At 66.0% G+C, this 22,498-nt stretch carries 17 protein-coding genes; 9 read left to right on the top strand and 8 right to left on the bottom strand.

The annotated features are described in order from the left end of the window. Positions 1-109: 109 nt before the first annotated feature. The 5 genes from ACK4HJ_RS05230 to ACK4HJ_RS05210 all read left to right on the top strand — a co-directional run bounded on the left by ACK4HJ_RS05230 (position 110) and on the right by ACK4HJ_RS05210 (position 7,599). Positions 110-2,293, top strand: coding sequence for a TonB-dependent receptor (locus ACK4HJ_RS05230; RefSeq protein ID WP_409828334.1), 2,184 nt, complete (start codon positions 110-112; stop codon positions 2,291-2,293). Next, positions 2,293-3,030, top strand: a complete 738-nt coding sequence (locus ACK4HJ_RS05225) for an ABC transporter ATP-binding protein (RefSeq protein ID WP_409828332.1) — start codon at positions 2,293-2,295, stop codon at positions 3,028-3,030. The genes ACK4HJ_RS05230 and ACK4HJ_RS05225 overlap by 1 nt, the downstream gene beginning before the upstream one ends. Further along, positions 3,027-4,430 (top strand): ABC transporter permease, encoded by a 1,404-nt coding sequence (locus ACK4HJ_RS05220; protein WP_409828330.1) that lies wholly within the window; start codon positions 3,027-3,029, stop codon positions 4,428-4,430. The genes ACK4HJ_RS05225 and ACK4HJ_RS05220 overlap by 4 nt, the downstream gene beginning before the upstream one ends. Then, a complete protein-coding gene (locus ACK4HJ_RS05215) occupies positions 4,427-5,752 on the top strand; it encodes a DUF3526 domain-containing protein (RefSeq protein WP_409828328.1) in 1,326 nt (441 codons plus the stop codon). The genes ACK4HJ_RS05220 and ACK4HJ_RS05215 overlap by 4 nt, the downstream gene beginning before the upstream one ends. A gap of 224 nt (positions 5,753-5,976) precedes the next feature. Beyond that, a complete protein-coding gene (locus ACK4HJ_RS05210) occupies positions 5,977-7,599 on the top strand; it encodes a PAS domain-containing protein (RefSeq protein WP_409828326.1) in 1,623 nt (540 codons plus the stop codon). Between the two features lie 112 nt (positions 7,600-7,711). On the opposite strand, the gene ACK4HJ_RS05205 is transcribed toward ACK4HJ_RS05210, so the two are convergent. Beyond that, positions 7,712-8,200, bottom strand: coding sequence for an AAC(3)-I family aminoglycoside N-acetyltransferase (locus ACK4HJ_RS05205; RefSeq protein WP_409828324.1), 489 nt, complete (start codon positions 8,198-8,200; stop codon positions 7,712-7,714). 227 nt (positions 8,201-8,427) lie between these two features. Here ACK4HJ_RS05205 and ACK4HJ_RS05200 point away from each other — a divergent pair, with 227 nt between their 5' ends. After that, positions 8,428-9,384 carry an AEC family transporter gene (locus ACK4HJ_RS05200; RefSeq protein ID WP_409828323.1) on the top strand — a complete coding sequence of 319 codons (957 nt, stop codon included), beginning with the start codon at positions 8,428-8,430 and terminating at the stop codon, positions 9,382-9,384. A gap of 23 nt (positions 9,385-9,407) precedes the next feature. On the opposite strand, the gene ACK4HJ_RS05195 is transcribed toward ACK4HJ_RS05200, so the two are convergent. After that, a complete protein-coding gene (locus ACK4HJ_RS05195; protein WP_409828321.1) occupies positions 9,408-9,812 on the bottom strand; it encodes a VOC family protein in 405 nt (134 codons plus the stop codon). A gap of 27 nt (positions 9,813-9,839) precedes the next feature. Further along, positions 9,840-10,514, bottom strand: coding sequence for a pyridoxamine 5'-phosphate oxidase (pdxH, locus tag ACK4HJ_RS05190; RefSeq protein WP_409828319.1), 675 nt, complete (start codon positions 10,512-10,514; stop codon positions 9,840-9,842). 125 nt (positions 10,515-10,639) lie between these two features. Here pdxH and ACK4HJ_RS05185 point away from each other — a divergent pair, with 125 nt between their 5' ends. The 3 genes from ACK4HJ_RS05185 to ACK4HJ_RS05175 all read left to right on the top strand — a co-directional run bounded on the left by ACK4HJ_RS05185 (position 10,640) and on the right by ACK4HJ_RS05175 (position 14,126). Next, positions 10,640-11,212: a TetR/AcrR family transcriptional regulator gene (locus tag ACK4HJ_RS05185; RefSeq protein WP_409828317.1), complete on the top strand. Its 573-nt coding sequence runs from the start codon at positions 10,640-10,642 to the stop codon at positions 11,210-11,212. A 150-nt stretch (positions 11,213-11,362) separates the two neighbouring features. Beyond that, positions 11,363-11,824: a (2Fe-2S)-binding protein gene (locus ACK4HJ_RS05180; RefSeq protein WP_409828316.1), complete on the top strand. Its 462-nt coding sequence runs from the start codon at positions 11,363-11,365 to the stop codon at positions 11,822-11,824. A 22-nt stretch (positions 11,825-11,846) separates the two neighbouring features. Continuing rightward, positions 11,847-14,126, top strand: a complete 2,280-nt coding sequence (locus tag ACK4HJ_RS05175) for a molybdopterin cofactor-binding domain-containing protein (RefSeq protein WP_409828314.1) — start codon at positions 11,847-11,849, stop codon at positions 14,124-14,126. Positions 14,127-14,467: 341 nt separating this feature from the next. On the opposite strand, the gene ACK4HJ_RS05170 is transcribed toward ACK4HJ_RS05175, so the two are convergent. From ACK4HJ_RS05170 to ACK4HJ_RS05150, 5 genes are all read right to left on the bottom strand, one after another. Beyond that, positions 14,468-16,861 carry a heavy metal translocating P-type ATPase gene (locus ACK4HJ_RS05170; RefSeq protein ID WP_406561327.1) on the bottom strand — a complete coding sequence of 798 codons (2,394 nt, stop codon included), beginning with the start codon at positions 16,859-16,861 and terminating at the stop codon, positions 14,468-14,470. 367 nt (positions 16,862-17,228) lie between these two features. Beyond that, positions 17,229-17,627, bottom strand: a complete 399-nt coding sequence (locus ACK4HJ_RS05165) for a hypothetical protein (protein ID WP_406561328.1) — start codon at positions 17,625-17,627, stop codon at positions 17,229-17,231. A gap of 53 nt (positions 17,628-17,680) precedes the next feature. Continuing rightward, a complete protein-coding gene (locus ACK4HJ_RS05160; RefSeq protein WP_406561329.1) occupies positions 17,681-20,800 on the bottom strand; it encodes an efflux RND transporter permease subunit in 3,120 nt (1,039 codons plus the stop codon). 11 nt (positions 20,801-20,811) lie between these two features. Beyond that, complete coding sequence (locus ACK4HJ_RS05155) at positions 20,812-21,933, bottom strand: efflux RND transporter periplasmic adaptor subunit (RefSeq protein WP_406561330.1); 1,122 nt, start codon at positions 21,931-21,933, stop codon at positions 20,812-20,814. Beyond that, entirely contained in the window at positions 21,930-22,478 is a 549-nt protein-coding gene (locus ACK4HJ_RS05150) for a hypothetical protein (RefSeq protein WP_406561331.1), read from the bottom strand. Before ACK4HJ_RS05150 ends, ACK4HJ_RS05155 begins: the two co-directional genes overlap by 4 nt. Between the last annotated feature and the right edge of the window lie 20 nt (positions 22,479-22,498).

Raw genomic sequence — 22,498 nt, 5'->3', positions numbered from 1 at the left:
ACTCCCAAGCGCACTCTGCCTGCCGCCGATACCTCCGCGGTTGGGCAGCGCGCGTTTGCGCGCTCGTTCGCGTGCCTGTACCCCACACCGTCCGTTGACGAAACCCGCCATGAACCCAACCCGTTTATCCCCTTCTTCATCGCGCAGCCGTGCTGCGCTCAGCCGCATGCCCGCTGCCAAGCTCACTGCTGCCGCACTGGCGGTGGCACTGGTGCCGTGGGCCCAAGCACAGACATCACAGACACCTGCCGCAGCATCCGCATCAGAAGCAATCACCCAGCCCACACGCGCCCTCCCGGCCGTGGACGTGCTGGGCACGACCGGCCCCGCCGCGCGCACGCCCGGCGAACGCGCTGCTGTCACGCTCCAGCCAAGCGCACTGCCCGCCACGGTGCAGCAACTCAACCAGGACGACATTGCCAGCACCAATGTCGGCCGCGATATTTCCAACATCTTTCGCCGCGTCCCTGGCGTGCTGGCCAACAACATCGATCAGGGCGAAACCGGCAACGGCTTTCGCATGCGCGGCTTTGCCACGCAGGGCACACACGGTGCCGATACCGCCGTGTATGTGGACGGGGTCCCGCAAAACATTCCGTCCAGCCAGGGCGGGGCAGGGCATGGCCCGGTGTTTCTGGAATGGCTCAACGCCGACCTGATCGACGGCGTGGACGTCATCAAGGGCCCTATCTCTGCCTTGTATGGCGACCAGAACCGCGCAGGCGCTGTTGACATCCGCACCCGCAAGGGCGGCAGCGCCACGCCGTCCAGCGTCAGTGTCAGCGCCGAGCGCTACGGCCTGCGCCGCAGCACGCTGGTGTTGTCCAACAGCATGCCCACCAGCTTCTCCAGCATCGATTCGCTGCTGATGGCCGACGTGTACCGCAACGACGGCTACCGCTATGCGTCCCGCACCGACCGCGACACCTTGTTCTGGAAGCTGTCCACCCAGCACCAAGGCGCCCGCTACAGCCTGCGCGTGATGCGCTACGTGGCCGACTTTGATGCGCCTGGGTATTTGCTGCTGCCTGCGCTGGAAGCCGGGCTCGACCCACGCTCCACCCAATCGAACAACCCTGGCTTCGGGAATGCGCGGCGCACCAGCCTGGTGTTCAACCGCGCCCCGGCCGAAGGCGAGGCGGGCTGGTATGCCACGGCCTACGCCGAAAGCTTCAATCGCAAACGCGGCATCACCGCCAACGCCACCAATCACACGGTGGGCGTGGATGACCGGGACATCTTCGGCGCACGCGTACTGCGTAACACCACGTTTGGCAATGCGGCCATTGCCTTTGGCGCCGAGCTGCGCAAGGACCGGGGGGACGCCTACCGCCAGGTCTACGTCAACCGCACACCATCGGCCAACTACGTCAATGCGCAAGACCTGGACCTGCTGACCTACGGACTGTTTGCGCAGGGCCAGTGGCGCGTGACTGACACCCTCAAGCTGAGCGCCGGTGCGCGTTACGACCGGTTTGACTACGACATCGCCAACCTCAAGCTGCCTGCGGCCAGCACCGGCTACGACAAGGGTGTGTTCACGCCCAAGCTGGGCGCGTCGTGGTCGCTCACCCCGCAGGTGGAGTTGTTTGCCAACGTGGCCGAAGGCATGCGGTCGCCCTCGGCCGAGCAGATCAGCAGCAGCGGCGCCACCGGCCCGCTGGGTGCAACAGGCGGCATCATCAGCCAGATCGCGCCCAGCAAGGTGCGATCATTCGACTTGGGTTTTACCGCATCGCCTGCCAGCGGCTGGACGGTGTCGGGCGTGGGATACGCCATTCAGAACTCCGACGAAATCGTGGGCCAAGCCGATGGCTCCTTCAAATCGGTGGGCGAAACCACGCGCAAAGGGCTGGAGCTGGAAGCCCGCTGGCGCGCCAGCAGCGCCACCAGCGTGTACGCCAGCATCGGCAAGATCCTGCAGGCCAAGGTGGACAACCCGGCGCCCAATACCGGTGCCAAGCTTACGGTGCCTGCCACGCAACTCAAGGCCGGAGCCCAGCACAAGCTGCGGCTGGGCGAAGGCCAGCTCACGCTCAATGCGGATGCCTACCTGATCGCGGACATGCCGTACTACGTGGGCACGCCTGCCACGCAAGAGCGCACCATGCCTCTGTACACGCGCTATGACCTGCGCGCCACGTACGACTGGAAGCAGACGCAGCTGTCGCTGTACGCCACCTTCCAGCCCCACCGCTATGGCACCGAAATCGCCTACGGCAGCGCCGCAGGGCTGATGATGTCGCCCGTTCCCCGCAGCACTTTTGGCGCCACGCTGCGCTACTTCTTCTGATGGAAGCGGCGGCCATTCTTGAGACCCGCGCCCTCACCATCCGGAGGGGCGACCGGGTCACGCTGCAGGCGCTCGACCTGGCGGTCCCGGCGGGCAGCGTCTATGCGCTGCTGGGCGGCAACGGCGCGGGCAAAACCACCACGCTGAACGCGCTGCTGGGATTTGTTCCCGCCGCGTCGGGGCAGGCCCTGGTCAACGGGGTGGACGCCTCGCTGCAGCCGCACCAGTCACGCGCTCACCTGGCATACCTGCCCGAGAACGTGGCGCTGTACCCCTACCTGTCGGGGGTGGAGAACCTGCAGTACTTCTGCAAGCTGTCGGACATCGCACTCGACAAAACCCAAGCGCACAACCTGCTCACAGCGTCGGGATTGGCGCCCGACGCACAGGGGCGCCGGGTTGGGGGGTACTCCAAGGGCATGCGGCAAAAGGTTGGCCTGGCGATTGCCAAAGCGCGCCGCGCCAGCGCCATGCTGCTGGACGAGCCCACCTCCGGGCTAGACCCTGCAGCTGCCAACGAGTTCGCGCAAAGCGTACTGCAGGCCAAGCAGGGCGGCATGGCCGTGCTGATGGCCACGCATGACCTGTTCAATGCCATTCAGGTGGCTGACCGCATCGGCATTCTTCGCGAAGGGCGCCTAGTGGCGGAGTTTGCCGCGCACGACATAGCCCACAACGAGCTGGAGCGCATCTACCTGCAGCATGCGCGCGGCGTGGTGGAGGTCACCGCACCATGATCGCGTCCATCGCCGCCAAGGAAATGCGCGCGTTGCTGCGCGACGGCCGCTTGTGGGGACTCGGGCTGGTGCTTGTATCGCTGTTGGCGGCCGTGCTGGTGTCGGCCGTGCACCAGCGCCAGGTGGCAGAGCAGGAGCGCCAGCAGGTCGGGACCGCCGCCCGCGCCCAGTGGGACCACCAGGGCGACCGCAACCCCCACCGTGCTGCGCACTTCGGGCTGTATGCGTTCAAACCCCAACTGCCATTGGCCAGCGTAGACCCTGGCATCAACGCGCGCACCGGCCAGGCGCTGTGGCTGGAGCCGCACAAGCGCAACATGGCGCTGCACGCGCCCGTAGCTGACGCCGCCCCTTCGATGGGTCTGGGCGACTTCACCCCGGCCTTTGTGCTGCTGGCGATGGTGCCGCTGCTGATCGCCGTGCTGGGCCACGGCGCTGTCGCGCAAGAACGGGAGCAGGGCACCCTGCGTATGCTGCATGCGTGTGGAATGCGCGGCGTGCCGCTGGTACTGGGCAAATGGCTGGGCCTGTGTGCCAGCGTTGCGCTCGTGCTGGCACCCGCTGCGCTGGTTGCAGGCTGGCTGCTGGCTGCACGGCAGGGTGCGGCTGAGGCCGCAATGCTGCTGGCGGCGCTGGGTGCGTACTACGCCACCTGGGCGGCCGTCTCGGTCGGGGTGTCGACCAGGTGTCGCACTTCGCGCGGCGCGCTGCTGGTGTTGCTGGCGCTGTGGGTGGGCTGGGTGTTCATCGTGCCGCGCTTGGCGGCGTCCACGGTCGAGGCGCTGGCGCCACTACCCACGGGCGAGGCGTTCTGGGCCGGTATCCAGCGCGACATTGACCAGGGCCTGCCGGGGGAGGGCAGCGCTGCCCAGCGCATGAAGGCGTTTGACGCGCAACTGCTGGCCGACAACGGCGTGGCGCGCCTTGAAGGCCTGCCCTTTGGCGCAAATGCAAAGCGCCGCCTGTTCAGGGATGCGTATGCCACCAAGGTGTATGCACAACATTTCGGCCAGTTGTGGCATGCGCAGGCGCAGCAGCAATACCTGCTGCGATGGCTGACCGCCGTATCGCCCTACGCCCCGATGCGGGCCGTGAGCAGCGCACTGGCCGGCACCGACCTGGCCCACCAGCAGCACTTTGAAGAAGCCGCTGAGCAATACCGAGAGCGCTTCACCACCCTGGTGGACGAATGGGACCTGCAAGCCACCCAGGGGGTCACATCGTTCGAGAGCCGCTACGCAGGCAACGCGCTGTGGCAGGCAATTCCGGCGTGGACTTACACACCGCCCGGCATCGGCTTTGCGCTGCGCCACAGCGCCGCAGACTGGGTGGCGCTGGGGGTGTGGCTGCTGGCGGCCCTGACGGCACTCTGCCTGGGCGCCAGAAAGCTGAACCCATGACGACGTTTGTCATCTCCACAACAGCCACCCATCGCATGCTTTTTCCACGCCTCATCCATTGGCAGGCCGAAGGTCTGCGTTTGTACCGCCAACCCATAGCCTGGTGGGCGCTGGCTGCGCTGCTGCTGGTGCTGTTGGCCTCTGCCACCGTGGCGGGACTGGACGCCCGAACCTGGCGCCAGGCCAAAGCGCAGGACCGAACTGCCTACGCCGACAAACTGCACGCCCAACAACTGCGCCTGCAGGCAAGCCCCGCACCCAGCGCGGCCAGTGCCACCGCCACCTACCAGCTGGGCCGCAGCGACCTGGGCCTCACCCGCATGCCGGTAGAGGCCGGCCTGGCGCTGGGCGTGCAGCGGCTCCAGGTCTTGCCGTCGCGCATCAAGGCGTCGCTGGACACCCGGCATGTCGATTCGCGCGACCCGGGTCCACTGCGCAACCCTTTGCTCACCGACACCGGTTTGCCCGGCCTGCCAGCCATGGTGGCGCTGCTGCTGCCGCTGGTGGCCCTGGTACTGTGCGCCGGGCTGCTGCAGGAAGAGCGTGAGCAAGGCCGGCTGGGCCTGCTGCGGGTGCAGTCGCGCTACGGCATCGGCCCCATTCTGCTCGCCGCGCTGGGCTGGCGGCTGCTGGCACTGTGGATGGTTGCGGTGGCAGCCACCCTGCCAGCGCTGCTGCTGGACCCTGGTGCAACCGCTGCAGTTGCGCTGCAGTGGGCCGGCGCGCTGGGCGCGTTCTGCGCGTTGTGGGTCGCGCTGGGCGGCATCTTGTCGGTCCTGCCCGTCAGCGGCGCCACTTGCATACTGGCTGCACTGGGGCTGTGGCTGGCGTTGACGTTTGCTGTGCCCGCAGGTCTGGTGTTGCTGGCGCAGAAAAATGCGCCCCTGCCATCGCGCCTGTCAGCCGTGGTCACCTTGCGCGACGCACAGCACCAGGCCGAGGACAACGAACAGGCGCTGGCTGAAGCCTGGTACGACGAGCACCCGCACATCCCCGCGCAACAGCCCGCTGTATGGCCCGCCAGCTTCGTCGTGCGCGTGCTGGACCAGGACGAAACGCTGCAGCCTCTGGTGGAACAGTTCCGCCAAAGCCGTGCACTGCAAGCCAAACAGGTGTCGGCATGGTCGTGGTTGTCACCCGGCCTGGCTTTGGTGCTGTATGGGGAACGGCTGGCCGGCACAGATGTGGACAGCCACATGCGCTACCAGCAGCAAGTGGACGCGTTTGAGCAGCGGTGGAGAGCGTTTTTGGTGCCGCGCGTGATGAGCAAACAGGGAATGCGGGCCGAAGAGCTGCGGCAGTTGCCTCGGTTCGAGGAATGACATGGCAGCCCTGGCAAGTCGGCAGGGTAAGACTGCAGCACTGGCTGCCTAACGGCGGCGCACCTGGCAGGCAAATCGGAAGGCCAAAAATCTGACAGACCGACTGGCCTCTGTGCCCCTGCATTGGGGGCCTCAAGTGCTATAAGGCTCGTACCATATTGGTCTCAAATGGTCGATTTCGCTATCCGTTGGATGTGCCAGCCCCCTTTTAGCAATAGCCCTGCATGCCCACCCCTCCCACGCCGTCCGCGAACCTGCTGCAACTGCTACCCGAGGCGGTGGTTCAAACCGATGCGCTGTGGGAGATCACCTATCTGAACCCTGCATGGCACAAGCTCACCGGCCATCCTGTGGCAGCGGCGCTGGGCCGGTCTCTGCTGGAGTTCGTGCATCCCGACGACGTCGGCACCATGCGCTCGGGCATGCCTGTGTTCCGTTTGCGGTTTGCCGATGCGGACTTCCGCTGGGTGCGTCTGCAGTTCCACCCCGAGACCGATTCGGCGGAACGCGTGATCAGCCGCCAAGGTGTCCTGATCGAGATCACCGAGGTCACCGAGCAGGTGCTGGTGGAAGTCCGCCAGCGCTTCCTGCGCTTGCTCGAAACCATTGACGGCGTGGTGTGGGAAGCTGAAATCGGCGTGGGCAATACCTTTCTGAGCCCGCAGGTCGAACGCTTGTTCGGCTACTCCGTCGAGGAGTGGCGAGCTGACCCGGGCTTCTGGCGGGCGCATGTGCATCCCGATGATCTGGAGGAGGCACTGCGCATCGACGATGCTGCATACAACGCCACGCACAGCCATGCCTACGAGATGAACTACCGGCTGATCGCCAAGTCGGGCAAGGTCGTGTGGGTGCGCGATCTGTGCCGCGCAGTGGTCGAGCCGGGGCGGCCGAACCGCATGATCGGCCTGATGATCGACGTGACCCAGCAAAAGAACACCGAACTTGAGCTGGTGCGCTCCGAAAACCGCTATTCCCTGGCGACCCACGGGTCGAATGACGGCATCTGGTATTGGGACTTGCGAACAGATGCACTGCATGTGTCCGGGCGATTTCTTCAGATTGTCGGGCTCGGCAGCCGCGACCATGTGTTTGACGGTGGCTGGCGCTTTTTGGAGCAACTCATCGACCCCGAGGATCGCGCGCGCGTGCAGGAGGCCTACCGCAGGCACCTGTCCGGAAGCAGCCCGAACTTTTCGGTGGATTTCCGTGCGTTCCACGGGGCGGGGCGGCTGGTGTGGGTCAACTGGCGCGGGCTTGCCGAGTTCGAAGAGGGAGCGCCCGTCCGCATGGCCGGGTCGTTGAGCGACTTGGCAGAGCGGGGCAGTTCCTACGATGCGCTGACCAACTTGCCCGGCCGGCCGTTGTTCCGCGATCGCCTCGCGCAACTTATCGCGCTGCAGCAGAACAACGGGGTCAACGATGGCGGCGGGCAAGCGCGCGATGAAGCCACGATGTTCGCCGTGTTGCTGCTGGATCTCAACGGGTTCAAGGCCGTCAACGACAGCTACGGGCACCTTGTGGGCGACCAGCTCTTGCAACAGGTGGCGCGGCGGCTCGAATCCTGCGTGCGGGCGGTGGATCTGGTCGCCCGCATGAGTGGCGACGAGTTCAATGTGCTGTTGGAATGCATTGACCCCGCTGAAGCCAGCCACCGTGCAGGGCAGATTGCCGCAGCCCTCGCAGTGCCCTACGTGATCGGCGAACACACCGTGGTCAGTGGCGCGAGCATTGGCCTGGCCTGCAGCGCATCCAGACTGCCGACGGTGGACGACTACCTCCGCGCCGCGGACACCGCCATGTACCGGGCCAAAAGCCAGTCATTGGGCGTGTGCGTTTTTCAGTAAGGCGATTCCGCAATCCAACAGCGGCTGAAAGTGCGGGCGGCGCGAGACGGCTGAGGCCGGAAATTTGCGATGAAGCCGCAGTTGGGTGTGACTGCTACCGGGCCGCAGTCTACTAGCCCCCGCCCGGCACGGCAATGTCAAAGTGCAGCACCTCCTCGCGCACCCCCAGCTTGGTGTACAGCGCGATCGCCGCCGCGTCTTCTTCGCCAGTGTCGGCCTGCACAAAGATGACATAGCCACCCCGCGCCGCGGCGATGGACTGTAGCCGCTCGATCAGCGCAGTGGCCAGGCCTTGGCGTCGGTGGGTGGTGGCAACGGCCAGGTCGTAGATGTAGAACTCGCTGCGTTCCTGCTCGAACTTGGGCAGCTCATAGGCCGCCAATGCCGCCACGGGTTGACCGCTGCCGGGGTCCAGGGCGGCCAGGGCCACGAAAGTGTCGCGCGCCAGCAGGCGCTGCAGGTATTCGGGGCGTGGGCGCCGGGCGCAATAGCTGTCGGGGTCGCCAAACACTTCGCCGAACAAGCTGTTGACCTGCGCCATCAGCGCCGCGTGGTCCGGGCCGAGGTGGACGATGGGGCAGGGAGGGGGAAATGGGGTCATGAGTTTGCCAAAGACGAAAAGCCAAGGAGCCGCCAGTATCCATAGCCTGCAAAATTCAAGCAAAATTGGGCTCCAGCGCTCATCCAGCAAGCGCTAAAAGCTATCAAAAGCATAGTATTTTTTGCGCAAACCGAGGGTAAGCCCGGACATGCCGCGCCACAATATGCGCCCTGCGTGCCCACGCACCTTCAGCGCCGTTTGCTTCCTCAGCCCCTCTCGCTCCCACCGTGAACTCTCCCGTCGCCACCTCGCTTCTCCCCGTCATCCTGTTCATCGCGTTGGGGTTTTACGTGGGCCGGAGGCAATGGATCCGTGCTGGTGCCGTCAAGGACCTGGCCAACCTGGTGTTTATGGTGCTCACGCCCGCGCTGCTGTTTCGCACCATGAGCACGGTGCACATCCAGGACCTGAACTTCGGCCCCGTGGGTATTTACTTTGTGGCCTTTGGCTTGGTGTACGCGGCCACGCTGGCGCTGCAGGGCTTCAACACGTTGGGCGCGGCGCGGGCACTGGCGAACACCTTCAGCAACACGCTGATGATTGGCGTGCCGCTGGTGGGCCTGGTGTTTGGCGATGCGGGGTTGGTTACGCTGTTCACGCTGATATCGGTGCATTCACTCATCCTGTTGACGGCTGCCACCGTGGTGTTTGAACTGGCCGCCGCGCGCGAGCATGCGGGCCGCGGCGACGGTGCCCAACCGCCGATGTGGCGCACGGTGCTGCAGGCCATGCGCAACGGCATCGTGCACCCCGTGCCGCTGCCCATCATTGCTGGCCTGTTGTTTGCGCAGACCGGGCTGGTGGTACCGCAGGTGGTGGACAAGCCGCTACAACTGCTGGGCCAGGCCCTGGGGCCCATTGCGCTGCTGCTGGTGGGGGTGACGCTGGCGTTTACCAAGGTAGGTCACCATTTCAAAGCCGCGCTGCGCATTGCGCTGGTCAAGTGCATGGTGCACCCCGTGGTGCTGGCCGCGCTGGGCTGGGCGCTGGGCCTGTCGGGCCTGCCCCTGGCGGTGATGATCGTGGCCGCGTCGCTGCCCGTGGGGGCCAATGTGTTCTTGTTTGCGCAGCGCTATGCGGTGGCCGAAGACGAGGTCACGGCCAGCGTGGCGGTGTCCACCGTTTTGGGGTTGGTGACGATGCCGGTGGTGATTTTGGCGGTGACGCGGTGGGTGGTGGGATAGGCCGCGTAAGTGTGCGGGGCGCTTCAGGTCTGCACTGGCTCTTCCTGCCCGTGGCATGCCACGCACAGCTTGTTCCCATCCGGGTCGCGAAAATACGCGCCGTAGTAGTCAGCGTGGTACTGCGGTCGTAGGCCCGGCGGCCCATCGCAGCGTCCGCCGTGGGCCAGCGCTGCGGCGTGCACGGCATCCACCTGGGCGCGGGTGGCGGCGGCAAAGGCCGTCATCTGGCCGTTGCCCGGGGCGTGCTCGCCCTCAAAGGGCCGACCGATGAGGAAGAGGGGGCGCGGGCCCGGCGTGCTTTGCCAGCCCGCCCAGGGGTGGCTGGCGTCCACAAACCGCGGCGCAATGCCCAGCGCGGCCATCACAGGCTGATAGAAGGCCTGCGCGCGGTCAAAGTCGGTCACGCCGATGAAGATGTGCGAGAACATGGCAGGCCTCCTAGGGGCGCATCGCGATCAGGGCGCCAGCCGCTCGCGCACCCACTCGCCCGCATCCAGCCGGTAGCGCAGGCGGTCGTGCAGGCGGCTCTTGCGCCCCTGCCAAAACTCCCACTGCTCGGGTTTGAGCCGGTAGCCGCCCCAGTGTGGCGGGCGCGGCGGCTTGAGCATGAACTGCGCGCCGTATTTGGCCGCGTTGGCCACCAGCACGCCGCGGCCGGCGATCACCTGGCTTTGCGGGCTGGCCCAGGCGCCGATGCGCGAATCCAGCGGGCGGCTGTGGAAGTAGGCGTCGCTTTCCTCGTCGCTCACCTTCTCGACCGTGCCTTCGATGCGCACCACGCGCTCCAGCTCCACCCAGTGGAACTGCAGCGCCGCAAACGGATTGCCAGCCAACTGGCGGCCCTTGCGGCTGTCGTAGTTGGTAAACCACACGATGCCGCGTTCGTCATAGCCCTTGATGAGCACGATGCGCGTGCTGGGGCGCAGGTCGCTGCCCACGGTAGCCAGCGTCATGGCGTTGGGTTCGGGGATCTGGGCCTTGATGGCCTCGTGCAGCCACTGGTCAAACTGCTGCAGCGGCGCGGGGTGCGAGGCGTCTTCGTTGAGTTCGGCGCGCTCGTAGCTCTTGCGCAGGTCGGCGATGGCGGAGGAAAGAGGAGAGGAGGGCGAGGTCATGGGGCGATTGTGCATGGCCGGTGCCGGGCAGCACCCAGCGGCAGATCAACCCGGACCCGGTCCGCCTGCGAGCCAAACCAGCAATGCGCCCGCGCGAATGAAGGCGCCGAACATTCATTCGCTTATAGTGGCAGGTCCCTATGAAACCCAAAGACGACGAAAAACAGCGCGCCATTGCCCAGGCCACCTTCGACCTGGTGGCCCAGACGGGCCTGAGCGGCCTCACCATGGCCCAGATCGCCCGCGCTGCGGGGCTGGCCACCAGCACGCTGTATGTGTACTACCCCTCCAAGGACGAGCTCATCAGCCAGCTCTACCAGGACGCCAAGACCGTCACGGCCGTCCGCATCATGGAAGGCGTGACCCCCGAGCTGCCCTACCGCGCCAAGGTGCGCCGCATGTGGGGCAACCTGCTGCGCCACCGGCTGGACCAGTACGCCGAAGTGGTGTTTCAGGAGCAGTACTACAACTCCCCGTGGTTTACACCGGGCAACCGCGAGTTCTCCACGCGCCTGATGGCGGGCTTCTTTGCGGTGATGGAAGAAGGCCAGCGGCAGGAGATCTTGAAGGCCGTGCCCGTGCCGCTGCTCACTGCCAGCCTGGTGGGCTCGGTGCGCGAGACGGCCAACCTGATCCGGTCGGGCACCTTGGCGGATGACGAGCAGGTGCTGCAGATGGCTTTCAGCCTCTGCTGGGACGCTATCAAAGCCTGATCGGACGCTGCCGCCCTGGTAGCGGCATCGTGCACAAAGTCCAACTTTGCTGTTTAATCGAATTTTTATTCTCTTAAAACCAGAGCGCGCTCACAACGCCCACATTCGCCTTCCCGCAATCGCTTCGCTTCATCCACCGGAGAACCCACGATGCCCACCCTGAACATCAACGGCAAAGACACCGCCGTCAACGCCGACGACTCCACCCCCATCCTCTGGGCCCTGCGCGACACGCTGGGCATGACCGGCACCAAGTTTGGCTGCGGCCAAGCGCTGTGCGGGGCCTGCACCGTGCACCTGAACGGCGCGCCGGTGCGCTCATGCATCACGCCCATCTCTGCCGCCGTGGGCCAGAAGATCACCACCATTGAAGCCGTCGCCACGGGCGACAAGGTGGGCAAGGCCGTGCACGCCGCCTGGGTGAAGCACGACGTGGCCCAGTGCGGCTACTGCCAAAGCGGTCAGATCATGAGCGCCACCGCGCTGCTCAAGGGCAAGAAGAAGCCCACCGACGCCGACATCGACGCCGCCATGGCTGGCAACGTGTGCCGCTGCGGTACGTACGTTCGCATCCGCGCCGCCATCCACGACGCTGCCAAGTCTTTGGCCTAAGCACACCGAGCAGGAGAACACCATGCATTTCGACGCTCAAACCGCCCGCAATCACATGCCAAAAGGCCTGGTAGCGCTCATGGATCAAGCGCAAGGCGCTATCAATACAGAAGCAAACGCCGCAGCCCCCGAGGGCGTGGCGCGCCGCACCTTCCTCAAGGCCGCGGCCGCATCCGGCTTTGCGCTGGGGGCCTACCCGCTGGTGGCTGCCGCCCAGGGCGCCGGGGACGCAGCTACGCCCGCCGGGCTCAAGCCCTTCGAGCAACCCTCGGCCTTTGTGCGCATTGACACCGATGGCACCGTCACCGTCACCATCAACCGCCTGGACTTTGGCCAGGGCGTGCAAACCGGCCTGCCCATGATCCTGGCCGAAGAGCTGGATGCCGACTGGGCCAAAGTGCGCAGCGTGCACGGCGACGCCAACCCCGCCTATGCCGACCCCGCCTTTGGCATGCACCTCACGGGCGGCTCCAACTCGCTGAAAAACTCGTACACCCAGTACCGCGAGCTGGGCGCCCGCACCCGCGCCATGCTGGTGTCTGCCGCCGCTGCGCAGTGGGGTGTGGACGCATCCACCCTGCGCACCAACGCAGGCTTTGTGGTGGGCCCCGGCGGCAAAAAATTAAGCTACGGCGCGCTGGCCGAGGCCGCCATGCAGCAGCCCGTGCCCGAGAAAATCACCCTCAAAGACCCCAAGCAGTTCCGCATCATCGGCAAGCCCACGGGCCGGCTCGACGCCCAGGCCAAATCCAGCGGCCAGCAGGACTACGGCATTGACGTGCGCCTGCCCGGCATGCTCACCGCCGTGGTAGCCCGACCACCGGTGTTTGGCGCCAAGGTGAAGTCGCTGGACGACAGCGCCGCCAAGGCCATTAAGGGCGTAAAAGCCGTGCTGCGCGTGCCCACCGACCGCGGCGGCGAAGGCGTGGCCATCATCGCCGAAGGCTACTGGCCCGCCAAGCAGGGGCGCGATGCGCTCAAGGTGGAATGGGACACCGCCGGCGTGGAGAAGGCCGACACCGCTCAGCTGCTCACCCAGTACCGCGCCCTGGCGCAGCAAACCGGCGCCATCGCCATCCCCGCTGATGTGGCCCCGCTGGCCAACGCGCCGCAAAAGATCAGCGCCGAGTTCACCTTTCCGTACCTGGCCCACGCGCCCATGGAGCCGCTGAACTGCACCGTCAAACTCGATGGTGACAAGGCCGAACTGTGGATGGGCACACAAATGCCCGGCCTGGACGCCATGGCCGCCGCCAAGGTGCTGGGCCTGCAGCCGCAGAACATCAAGGTGCACACCCAGATGGCCGGTGGCGGCTTTGGCCGCCGCGCCATCCCCACCAGCGACTACGTGGTGGAAGCCTGCGGCGTGGCCAAGGCCGCACGCACCGCAGGCATCACCGCCCCGGTGCGCACCCTGTGGAGCCGCGAGGACGACATCAAGGGCGGCTACTACCGCCCCATGCACGTGCACCGCGCCGAGATCGGTTTTGATGCCCAGGGCAACATCCTGGCGTGGGACCACGTCATCGTGGGCCAGTCCATCCTCAAGGGCTCGCCGTTCGAGGCCTTCATGGTCAAGAACGGCGTGGACGCCACGGCCGTGGAGGGCATGAAAGAGCCCTACAAAATCCCCATGCGCCTGTCCGTGCACCACCCGCAGGTCAACGTGCCCGTGCTGTGGTGGCGCAGCGTGGGCAGCACCCACACCGCCTACGCCATGGAAACCCTGCTCGACGAAGTGGCCCGCGCCACCGAGCAAGACCCCGTGGCCTACCGCCTGCGCCTGATGGGCGACAAGCACCCCCGCCACAAGGCCGCCCTGCAACTGGCGGTAGACCAGTCCGGCTACGGCAAAAAGAAGCTCGCCGCAGGCCGCGCCTGGGGCGTGGCGGTGCACGAGTCGTTCAGCTCCGTGGTCGCCTATGTGGTGGAAGCTTCCGTCAGCAAAGACGGCACGCCCAAGCTCCACAGCGTGACGGCGGGCGTGCACTGCAACCTGGCCGTCAACCCCAAGAGCGTGGAAGCCCAGGTGCAGGGCGCGGCGCTGATGGGCCTGTCGATGTGCCTGCCCGGCGCGGCCATCACCTTGAAGGATGGCGTGGTGGAGCAAAGCAACTTCGGCGACTTCGCCGTGCCCCGCATCACCGATATGCCCCAGGTGGTCGTGCACATCGTGCCCAGCGCCGAGCCGCCTACCGGCATGGGCGAGCCCGGTTTGCCACCGCTGGCGCCTGCGTTTGCGAACGCGGTGGCAAGGTTGACGGGGAAGACGCCTAGGGAGTTGCCGTTTAAGGTGGCTTGATAAAGCCTGTTGGAATGAGAGCGCCGGGTTTGGGAAGCCCGGCGCTCTTTTTATGGCTCATTCGGTTGCGCCAGCTCAGCGTTCCGGGTATTGCTGAGGTGGTGTTTGGCGAAAGCTTTCGGCCTGCTTCCAGCGGCACAGGAAGCGGGGGAGGGGTGGCTGCAATGCAGCGATTGCAGTCGGTGGACGTGGCACACCGAATTCACGGTGTTAGCCCCATAGCAGTCGTTGCCGATCTCTCTCCTTGTTGGGCAAGTGACTATCCGCCCGCGCACTCCAGGAGCGAAGCTGCAGCCTGCTCTCCCATTCTCTGAATACGTTGCCTTACTACTAACTGGGACCTAGTGGGAATGGGCGGGCTCCTTGGGCTGCGAGCGCACGACCTTGGAATCATGGCCCACACGTGCGCCCCGAAGCAGGCGCAGGCCATTGCCCATCACCAGCAAGCTGGCGCCCATGTCTGCAAACACCGCCATCCACATGGTTGCACTGCCAACTACCGCCATTACAAGGAATACGCTCTTGATGCCCAGCGCAAGGGTGATGTTCTGCCATAGCACGGCGTGCGTTCGCTTGGACAGCCTCACCGTCTCAGCCACGCGCTGCAGGTCATCGTTCATGATGACTACATCGGCCGCTTCCATTGCCGTGTCGGTCCCGGCCCCGCCCATGGCAAACCCGATGTCGGCCTGCGCGAGCGCGGGCGCATCGTTGATCCCATCGCCGGTCATTCCGGTTGCGCCATAACGCTTCTGCATTTCTTTGATGGCTTCGAGCTTGGCTTCTGGCAGCAGATCGCCCCGCGCGTCTTCAATGTCAGATTGAGCAGCAATGGCCTTTGCCGTAGCAGTGTTGTCCCCAGTCAGCATTACCGACGTCACGCCCAGCGCTTTGAGGTCAACGATGGCCTGTTTCGACGTCTCCCGAATAGTGTCCGCGACCGCAAAGAGCGCCAATACGCGCGACTCGTCTGCCAGGAGAGTTACCGTGCGGCCTTGCTTCTCGTGGGTGGCTAGCTCCGCCTCCAGCTCTGGACCGCACAAACCTTGCTCATGAATCAGACGGTGGTTGCCTAGCATCAAGCGCACACCGTTGACCACACCTCCGACCCCGCGGCCAGGCAATGCCTTGAAGTTCTCGGCCTCAGGGCCCGCCACTTCTAGTCCCTGGACGATGGCTTTGGAGACAGGATGATCTGAACGGGCGGCGAGGCTCGCCGCCATCTTTTGGGTGGCAGCCTCATCGCCCGCACCCCACACCTGCCACTTCACCAGCTTTGGCTTGCCTTCGGTGATGGTGCCGGTCTTGTCGAGCGCTACGGCCTTCAGGAGCCGGGCGTCTTCCAGGTAGGTTCCGCCCTTGATCAAGATGCCACGGCGAGCGCCAGCGGCAAGGCCGCTCACCACTGTGACGGGCGTGGAAATGACCAGGGCGCAAGGGCAGGCGATTACCAGCAGAACCAGAGCCTTGTAGAGCGCCTCCAGCCAGGTCAGGCCCATCAGGAAGGGGGTGAGTACGGCCACTGCCACCGCAAGGGCGAAGACCGCAGGCGTGTAAATGGCGGCGAAACGGTCTACAAAGCGCTGTGTCGGGGCGCGTGTGCCTTGCGCTTGCTCAACGGCCTGAATGATCCTGGCGAGAGTGGTGTTGCTGGACAAGGCGGTGACCTCGAACTCCAGTTCACCGGTTTCGTTAATCGTGCCAGCGAACACGGGATCGCCAGGCGCCTTGTCCACAGGGATGCTTTCGCCAGTCACCGGAGCTTGGTTGATCGCTCCAGTGCCCTTGGTCACCTTGCCGTCAAGCGGTACCCGTTCGCCCGGCTTGATGCGCACGGTCGCGCCGATGGCTACAGAAGCGACCGGGGTGGTGGACCACGCGCCATTGGCTCCTTGAACCAAAGCCTCTTCTGGCGCTAGGTCCAGCAAGCCCTTGATGGCGTTTCGGGCCCGGTCCACCGCCTTGGCCTCGATCAGTTCGGCAATGGCGTACAAGGCCATGACCATTGCTGCTTCAGGCCATTGCCCAATGAGGAACGCGCCGGTGACGGCCACTGACATCAGCGCATTGATGTTCAACTTTCCGCGTAGCAGTGCCGCCATGCCTTTCTTGTATGTGTCGATGCCGGCCAGCCAGATGGCTAAGGCGGCGATCACCATGCCGGCCACTTTCCAGCCCATCTGGTCGGGTGCGAAGAATGAAAGAACCTCCGCCCCTGTGGCGAACACCAGCGCCGCCACCAGACGCGATATGCCACTTGAAAAACCATGCTCATGGTTTTCTCCTTCGGCGGCCCCAGCCGTGTGTCCACCCTCAGTCCCGCCAGCGTCTGCAATGGGTTGCGGATCAAAGCCCGCTTTGCGAATGGCGTCGAGTGCCAACGGGTACGCGCTTTCGTCAGCATCGATCTTCAGCGTCCGCGCGCCGAGCTGAAAACCCAATGAACGGATTCCAGGCAGAAGTTCAAGAGCACGGCGGATCTCAGCTTCTTCGGCGCTGCAATCCATTGTGGCAATGCGAAACCATCGGCCCGGACTGCCCGTGGCGGTAGCTGCAGCGGCCACCGGTTGAGGGTCGAAGCCCGCTTTGCGGATGGCGTCGAGAGACAACAGCAAGGCGCGATCCTCCGCATCGATCTTCAGGGTTCGCGCGCCAAGTTGGAAGCCCAAAGAGCGTATTCCGTCTATAGGTTCCAACGCCCGCCGAATCTCCGACTCTTCAGCGCTGCAGTCCATGGTGGCGATTCTGAACAGCTTGCCTTCATCCGGGTGATGTGTGGTCGCGGGGGGCGCGGAGGGAGGACTGGAACAGCCTGAAGAGCAACAGGTGTCAACTACGCTGGATGGGGTGCTGGTATCTGAATTCATATCTGAATTAGAAACCTTGGAGTGACTTTAGAGTCAAGGGGGATGCAAATGTAGATTCTTTGTCCTGCGCGAACGAGACCATGACGCGTGGCGTACAGTGGCAGACACACACAGAGTGCTGGATCCCCTCGCACGGGAAATCCCTGCCGTGAGGCCTACTTTTTGCACGCATTTGCCGCACTGCGACGAGCAACATCTACCGCAGCGCGTGCCCCACTAGAACTTTCGTCAAACGCTACTTCACCGCAAATCGCACATTCGCCGGCTTCTTGCCCGGCAGTGTCACCAGCGCCACCACCTTGGTGCCTGCGGTCACCTTGAACGTGCCCTTGGCTTCCAGCTTGCCGTCCCCTGCGGGCGCCAGCATGGCTTCGGATTTTTCGGTGCCGTTCAGCAAAGTGAGCTTGGCGCTCACGCCTTCGGTCTTGGCGGGTTTGCCGTGGTCGCGCAGGTGCAGGGTGAGGGTGTCGGGCTTGGCAACCAGTTCGTAGTCCATGTCGTTAGCTTCGACGACGATACCCCCGTGTAGCGGCTTGTGGTCGTGGCCATGGGCGTGGTCGCCTGCGGCAAACGCTGTGCCGGAGACACTGACGGCGAGAGCCAGGGCGGCAAAGAGATGGGTTGTGGTTTTCATGATGGTCCTTTCAAAGGGTGGATGGAAAACTAGAGAAATAGAGAACAGAAAGCTCAAAACGCCTCGGCGTTCTTGTCATCGAGCAGGCGCTCGGCATCGCGGCGGCCGAACAGCCAGAACAGAGCGGGGGTGAGGAAGGTGTCGAGCAGGGTCGAGCTGATCAGCCCCGAGAAGATCACCACCGCCACCGGGTGCAAGATCTCGGTGCCGGGGCGCTCGGCCTCCAGCAGCAGCGGGGCCAGCGCGAAGGCGGTGACCAGGGCCGTCATGAGCACGGGGGAGAGGCGTTCGAGCGAGCCGCGCACGATCATGGCGTGGTCGAAGTTCTCACCCTCCACGCGCATCAGGTTCAGGTAGTGGCTCACCTTCAAAATGCCGTTGCGCACCGAGATGCCGGCCAGCGTGATGAAGCCGATCAGCGCCGCCACCGACAGTGGCTGGCCCGAGATCCACAGCCCCAGCACAGCGCCCACCAGCGCCAGCGGGATGTTGGCCATGATCAGTGCCGACAGCGTGGCCGAGCGGTAGCGCGTGTACAGCACCACGAACATCAGCACCAGCGAGACGATGGCCAGCATGCCCACCAGGCGGCTGGCCTCCTCCTGCGCCTGGAACTGGCCGCCCAGGGTGATGAAGTACCCATCCGGCAGGCGCGTCTCGCCCACCACCCGGCGGATGTCGGCCACCACGTCGGACAGCGCCCGGCCCTGCGCGTTGGCAGAGAGCACGATGCGGCGCTTGCCGTCGTCGCGGCTGATCTGGTTGGGGCCGTCGCCGTCCTCGATGCTGGCCAGGCGCGACAGCGGCACCCGCCCGCGCGGGGTCTCGATCATGATCTGCGCCAGGCCCTCGAGTGAGCGCGCGCTCTCGGGCAGGCGAACCACCAGCGCAAAGCGCCGGCTGCCCTCAACGATCTGAGTGACCTTCTCTCCCTCCACCAGGCCCTGCAGCGTGGCCAGCACCTGCGCTGCGGGCACGCCGTACTGGGCGGCCGCGGCATGGTCCACGCGCACGGTGATCTGCGGCGCCAGCACCTGCTTTTCCACCTCCAGGTCGGCCAGGCCGTCAATGCTGGCCAGGCGTGCGCGCAGCGCATCGGCCTGGCCGCGCAGGGTGTCGAGGTCCTCGCCGAAGAGCTTGATCGCGATCTGTGAACGCACGCCCGAAAGCATGTGGTCGATGCGGTGCGAGATCGGCTGGCCGATGGCAATCGCCGCCGGCATCTGCGCCAGCCGGCTGCGGATGTCGGCCTGCACCTCGGCCATGCTGCGTTTCAGCTCGGCCGCAGGCAGCAGGCCCACGTCGAGTTCGCTCACGTGTACGCCCTCGGCATGTTCGTCCAGCTCGGCCCGGCCGCTGCGCCGGCCCACGTGCGTGACCTCGGGCACCTGGCGCACCAGCACCTCGGCCTGGCTGGCCAGTGCGGCCGACTCAGCCAGCGTCACGCCCGGGTTCAGGCGCATGCCGATGAGCAGCGTGCCCTCGTTGAAGGGTGGCAAAAAGGTGGTCGGAAAGAACGGCACCGCCGCCACCGAGAGCACCACGGCCACCGCGCTCACGGCCATGGCGATGCGCGGGCGCGCCAGCACGCCCAGCAGCCCACTGCGGTAGCGCGCCTTGAGCCAGGCCACCACGCGCGTGTCGCCATGGTCCAGGTTCTTCATGCGTGGCAGCAGATAGAAGGCCAGCACCGGCGTGACAGTGACCGACACCAGCAGCGAAGCCACGGTGGAGACGATGAAGGCGATGCCCAGGGGCACGAACAGCCGCCCCTCGATGCCCGGCAGCGCGAACAGCGGCAGGAACACCAGCACGATGATGGCCGTGGCGTAGAGGATGCCCGAGCGCACCTCCATCGACGCGAGCTTGACCACCTCGATGGGGTGCAACCGATGGTTCGGGTGCTTGGCGCGGTCCATCTTCAGGCGGCGCAGCACGTTCTCCACGTCCACCACAGCATCGTCCACCAGGCCGCCAATGGCAATGGCCAGTCCGCCCAGCGTCATGGTGTTGATCGACAGGCCGAAGTACTTGAACACCAGCGCCGTGATGAAGATCGACACCGGAATGGCCGTGAGCGCGATGACCGTGGGCCTGAGCGTGCCCAGAAACACGAACAGGATCACCGCCACGAACACCGAGGCGCCCATGAGCTTGCCCTGCAAGGTGGTGACCGAGGCCTCGATGAAGCTCGCCTGGCGGAAGGTGACGCGCGGCGCCTCCATGCCCGCGGGCAGCGACTTCTTCAGGTCGCCAAGCGCTGCCTCGATGCTGCGCGTGAGCGCGATGGTGTCGGCCGTGGGCTGTTTCTGGATGCCGAGGATCACGGCCGGCTTGCCTTCGAAGCCCGCGTCCCCACGCTTGAGGGCAGCGGCGAAGGTCACCTCGGCCACCTGGCGCAGCAGCACGGGCTGGCCGTTCTTCGCGGTGAGCGCCAGGTTCTGCAGGTCCTCCAGGCGCGAGGTGCGGCCCAGGTGGCGAATCAGGTACTCGCGCCCGTTGAGCTCAAGAAAGCCCCCCGAGGTATTGGCCGAGAAACCCTTGAGCGCGCCCGTGAGCTGGTCATGCGTGATGCCCAGCTCCGCCATGCGTGCCGTCTGCGGCTGCACCTGGAACTGGCGCACCTCGCCGCCGATGGGTATCACCTGCGCCACACCGGCTATCGCCAGAAGGCGCGGGCGCAGCACCCAGTCGGCGTACTCGCGCACGGCCATGGGCGTGGTGCGCTGCACGTCGATGGGGATCGCCACCTGCATGATCTCGCCCATGATGGAGCTGATGGGACCCATGCGCGGTGTCACGCCCGTGGGCAACCCCTCCTCCATGGACGACAGGCGCTCGGACACCATCTGCCGCGCGCGGAAGATGTCGGTGCTCCAGTCGAAGGTGACGTAGATGAAGGACAGGCCCGCGCTGGAGGTGGAGCGCACGCTCTCCACGCCGGGCAGCCCGTTCATCGTGGTTTCGAGCGGGAAGGTGATGAGCTGCTCCACCTCCTCGGCGGCCATGCCGCCGGCCTCGGTCATCAGGGTGACAGTGGGTTTGTTGAGGTCGGGGAACACGTCCACCGGCGTGCGCGTGAGCGTGAAGGCGCCATAGGCCATGAGCACGCCGGCCGCGATGAGCACCAGCAGCCGGTTGGCCAGGCTGTTTTCGAGTAGCCACTTGAACATGGTGGTGGCTCCTAGCGGACCTGGTTGATCAGCGTGGCGCCCTGCGTGGCCACGCGGTCACCGGCCTTGAGGCCCGAGGTCACGGCCACCGAAGTACCGTCGAGCGGCACGTAGGTGACCACGCGCGGCACGAAGCGCTCGGGCGACTCCTTGACCCAGACGATGGTCTGGTTCGCGGGGTTGCGCAGCAGCGAGGCCACGGGCACCTGCACGCCGGCGGCCTGCTCGGTGGACTGCACGAACACGCGCACGGGCTGGCCCAGGGCCAGGGTGCCCAGCACCGCCGAGTCGCCCGCAAACTGCAGCGGCAGCGCCTGGTCGCGCAGGCTGCGCGCCGCGCCCAGAAAGCGCAGCGGCACGCGCTGCCCGCCCACGGCCAGCGTGGCACCGGCCACGCTGTGGGCCTGCGCCGTGTCGTAGGCCAGGGCCTCGACGCGCAGGCGCGAAGGGTCCACCACCTCGAACAGCAGTTCGCGCGCATCCACCACCTGCCCTGCCACGGCGTTGGCCGAGGCGATCACGCCCGACACGGGCGCCACCAGCGCATCGCGCGTTGCCAGGCCAGCCCCCACCGCACCCAGGCGCTGGGTAAAGCTTTGCAGCTCGCTCTCGGCCGCCTCGATGTCCTTGCGCGGCACGGTGTCCGCCAAGTCCTTCAAACGCGCCACGCGGCGTGCAGCCAGGTCGCGCGCGGCGCGCAGCTCGGCCTGCTGGGCCAGTTGGTTGGAGCGCTCGATGGCGCCTGCCGTGGGCACCACATAGGCCAGCACCTCGCCCTTGCGCACCGCCTGGCCCACGCCGGGCAGGCCCTTGGGCCCTGCCTCCAGCCGGCCCGCCAGAGCGGCCTGCACCTTGCCGCCGGCATTCGGGTCCATCACCACCGTGCCGGCCAGCTCGAAGGCCTTGGGGTGCCGGCCCTCGGCCGCCACCAGGGTGCGCACGCCCAGCTGGCGCTGCGCGGGTTTGGGAAGGAACACGCTGCCATCGGGTTGGCGCTTGGGGCCATTGCCGTCGGCGGCCGCAGGGGCGTCACCATGGTCATGGCCTTCGCCGGCCACCGCGCCCAGGGGGGCGTACAGGCCGGCGGCCACCAGCAAGGCGGCCAGGGCGCGGGTTGCAAGTGAGCGCTTCATGCGACACCTCCAACACGGGTGGCGCGGCTGCGCCGCAGACCCCACACGGTGCCCAGGGCCAGCAGCACGGCGCCCACGGCACCGGCCACCAGCGCGTTGCGCCGGCCCGCAGGCTCGGCATGGGCATGCGCAGCGGCATGCACATCGATCTCGCCGGCCAGCAGGTCGGTCTCGGCGCCGGCCACCACGGTGACCGTAACGGGGCTCACGCCCTCGGCCAGCGGTGCGGCCAGCGCGGCCTGGAACTCGCCCTCGGCGACGCGGGTGACAGGCACGCGCGTACCGGCAATGTCCAGCTCCAGCTGGGCCTCCTTCACGGGGCTGTTGTCGCCCGCGTGGTCGAGGTAGAGCGCCAGCTTTTGCCCGTCGAGCACGCCCACCAGCTCGAACAGGTCGGACGTGGCGGCAAAGCGCGGCATGGCAGGGCCGGCAGCGGCAGCGGGGGCTTCGCCATGGTCATGGCCGGCATCGGCATGGACTGCCGGCGGCACAAGGCCCAGCACCAGGGCCAGGCCCAGTGTGGAAAGAAGAGAAAGGATTTGCATGGTGGTCACAGAAATGGGGA

The organism is Acidovorax sp. (assembly GCF_046294525.1).
Lineage (GTDB): Bacteria > Pseudomonadota > Gammaproteobacteria > Burkholderiales > Burkholderiaceae_C > Acidovorax.
The sequence above is the reverse complement of the archived record's forward strand: the minus strand, read 5'-3'. Positions and strand labels throughout refer to the sequence as shown.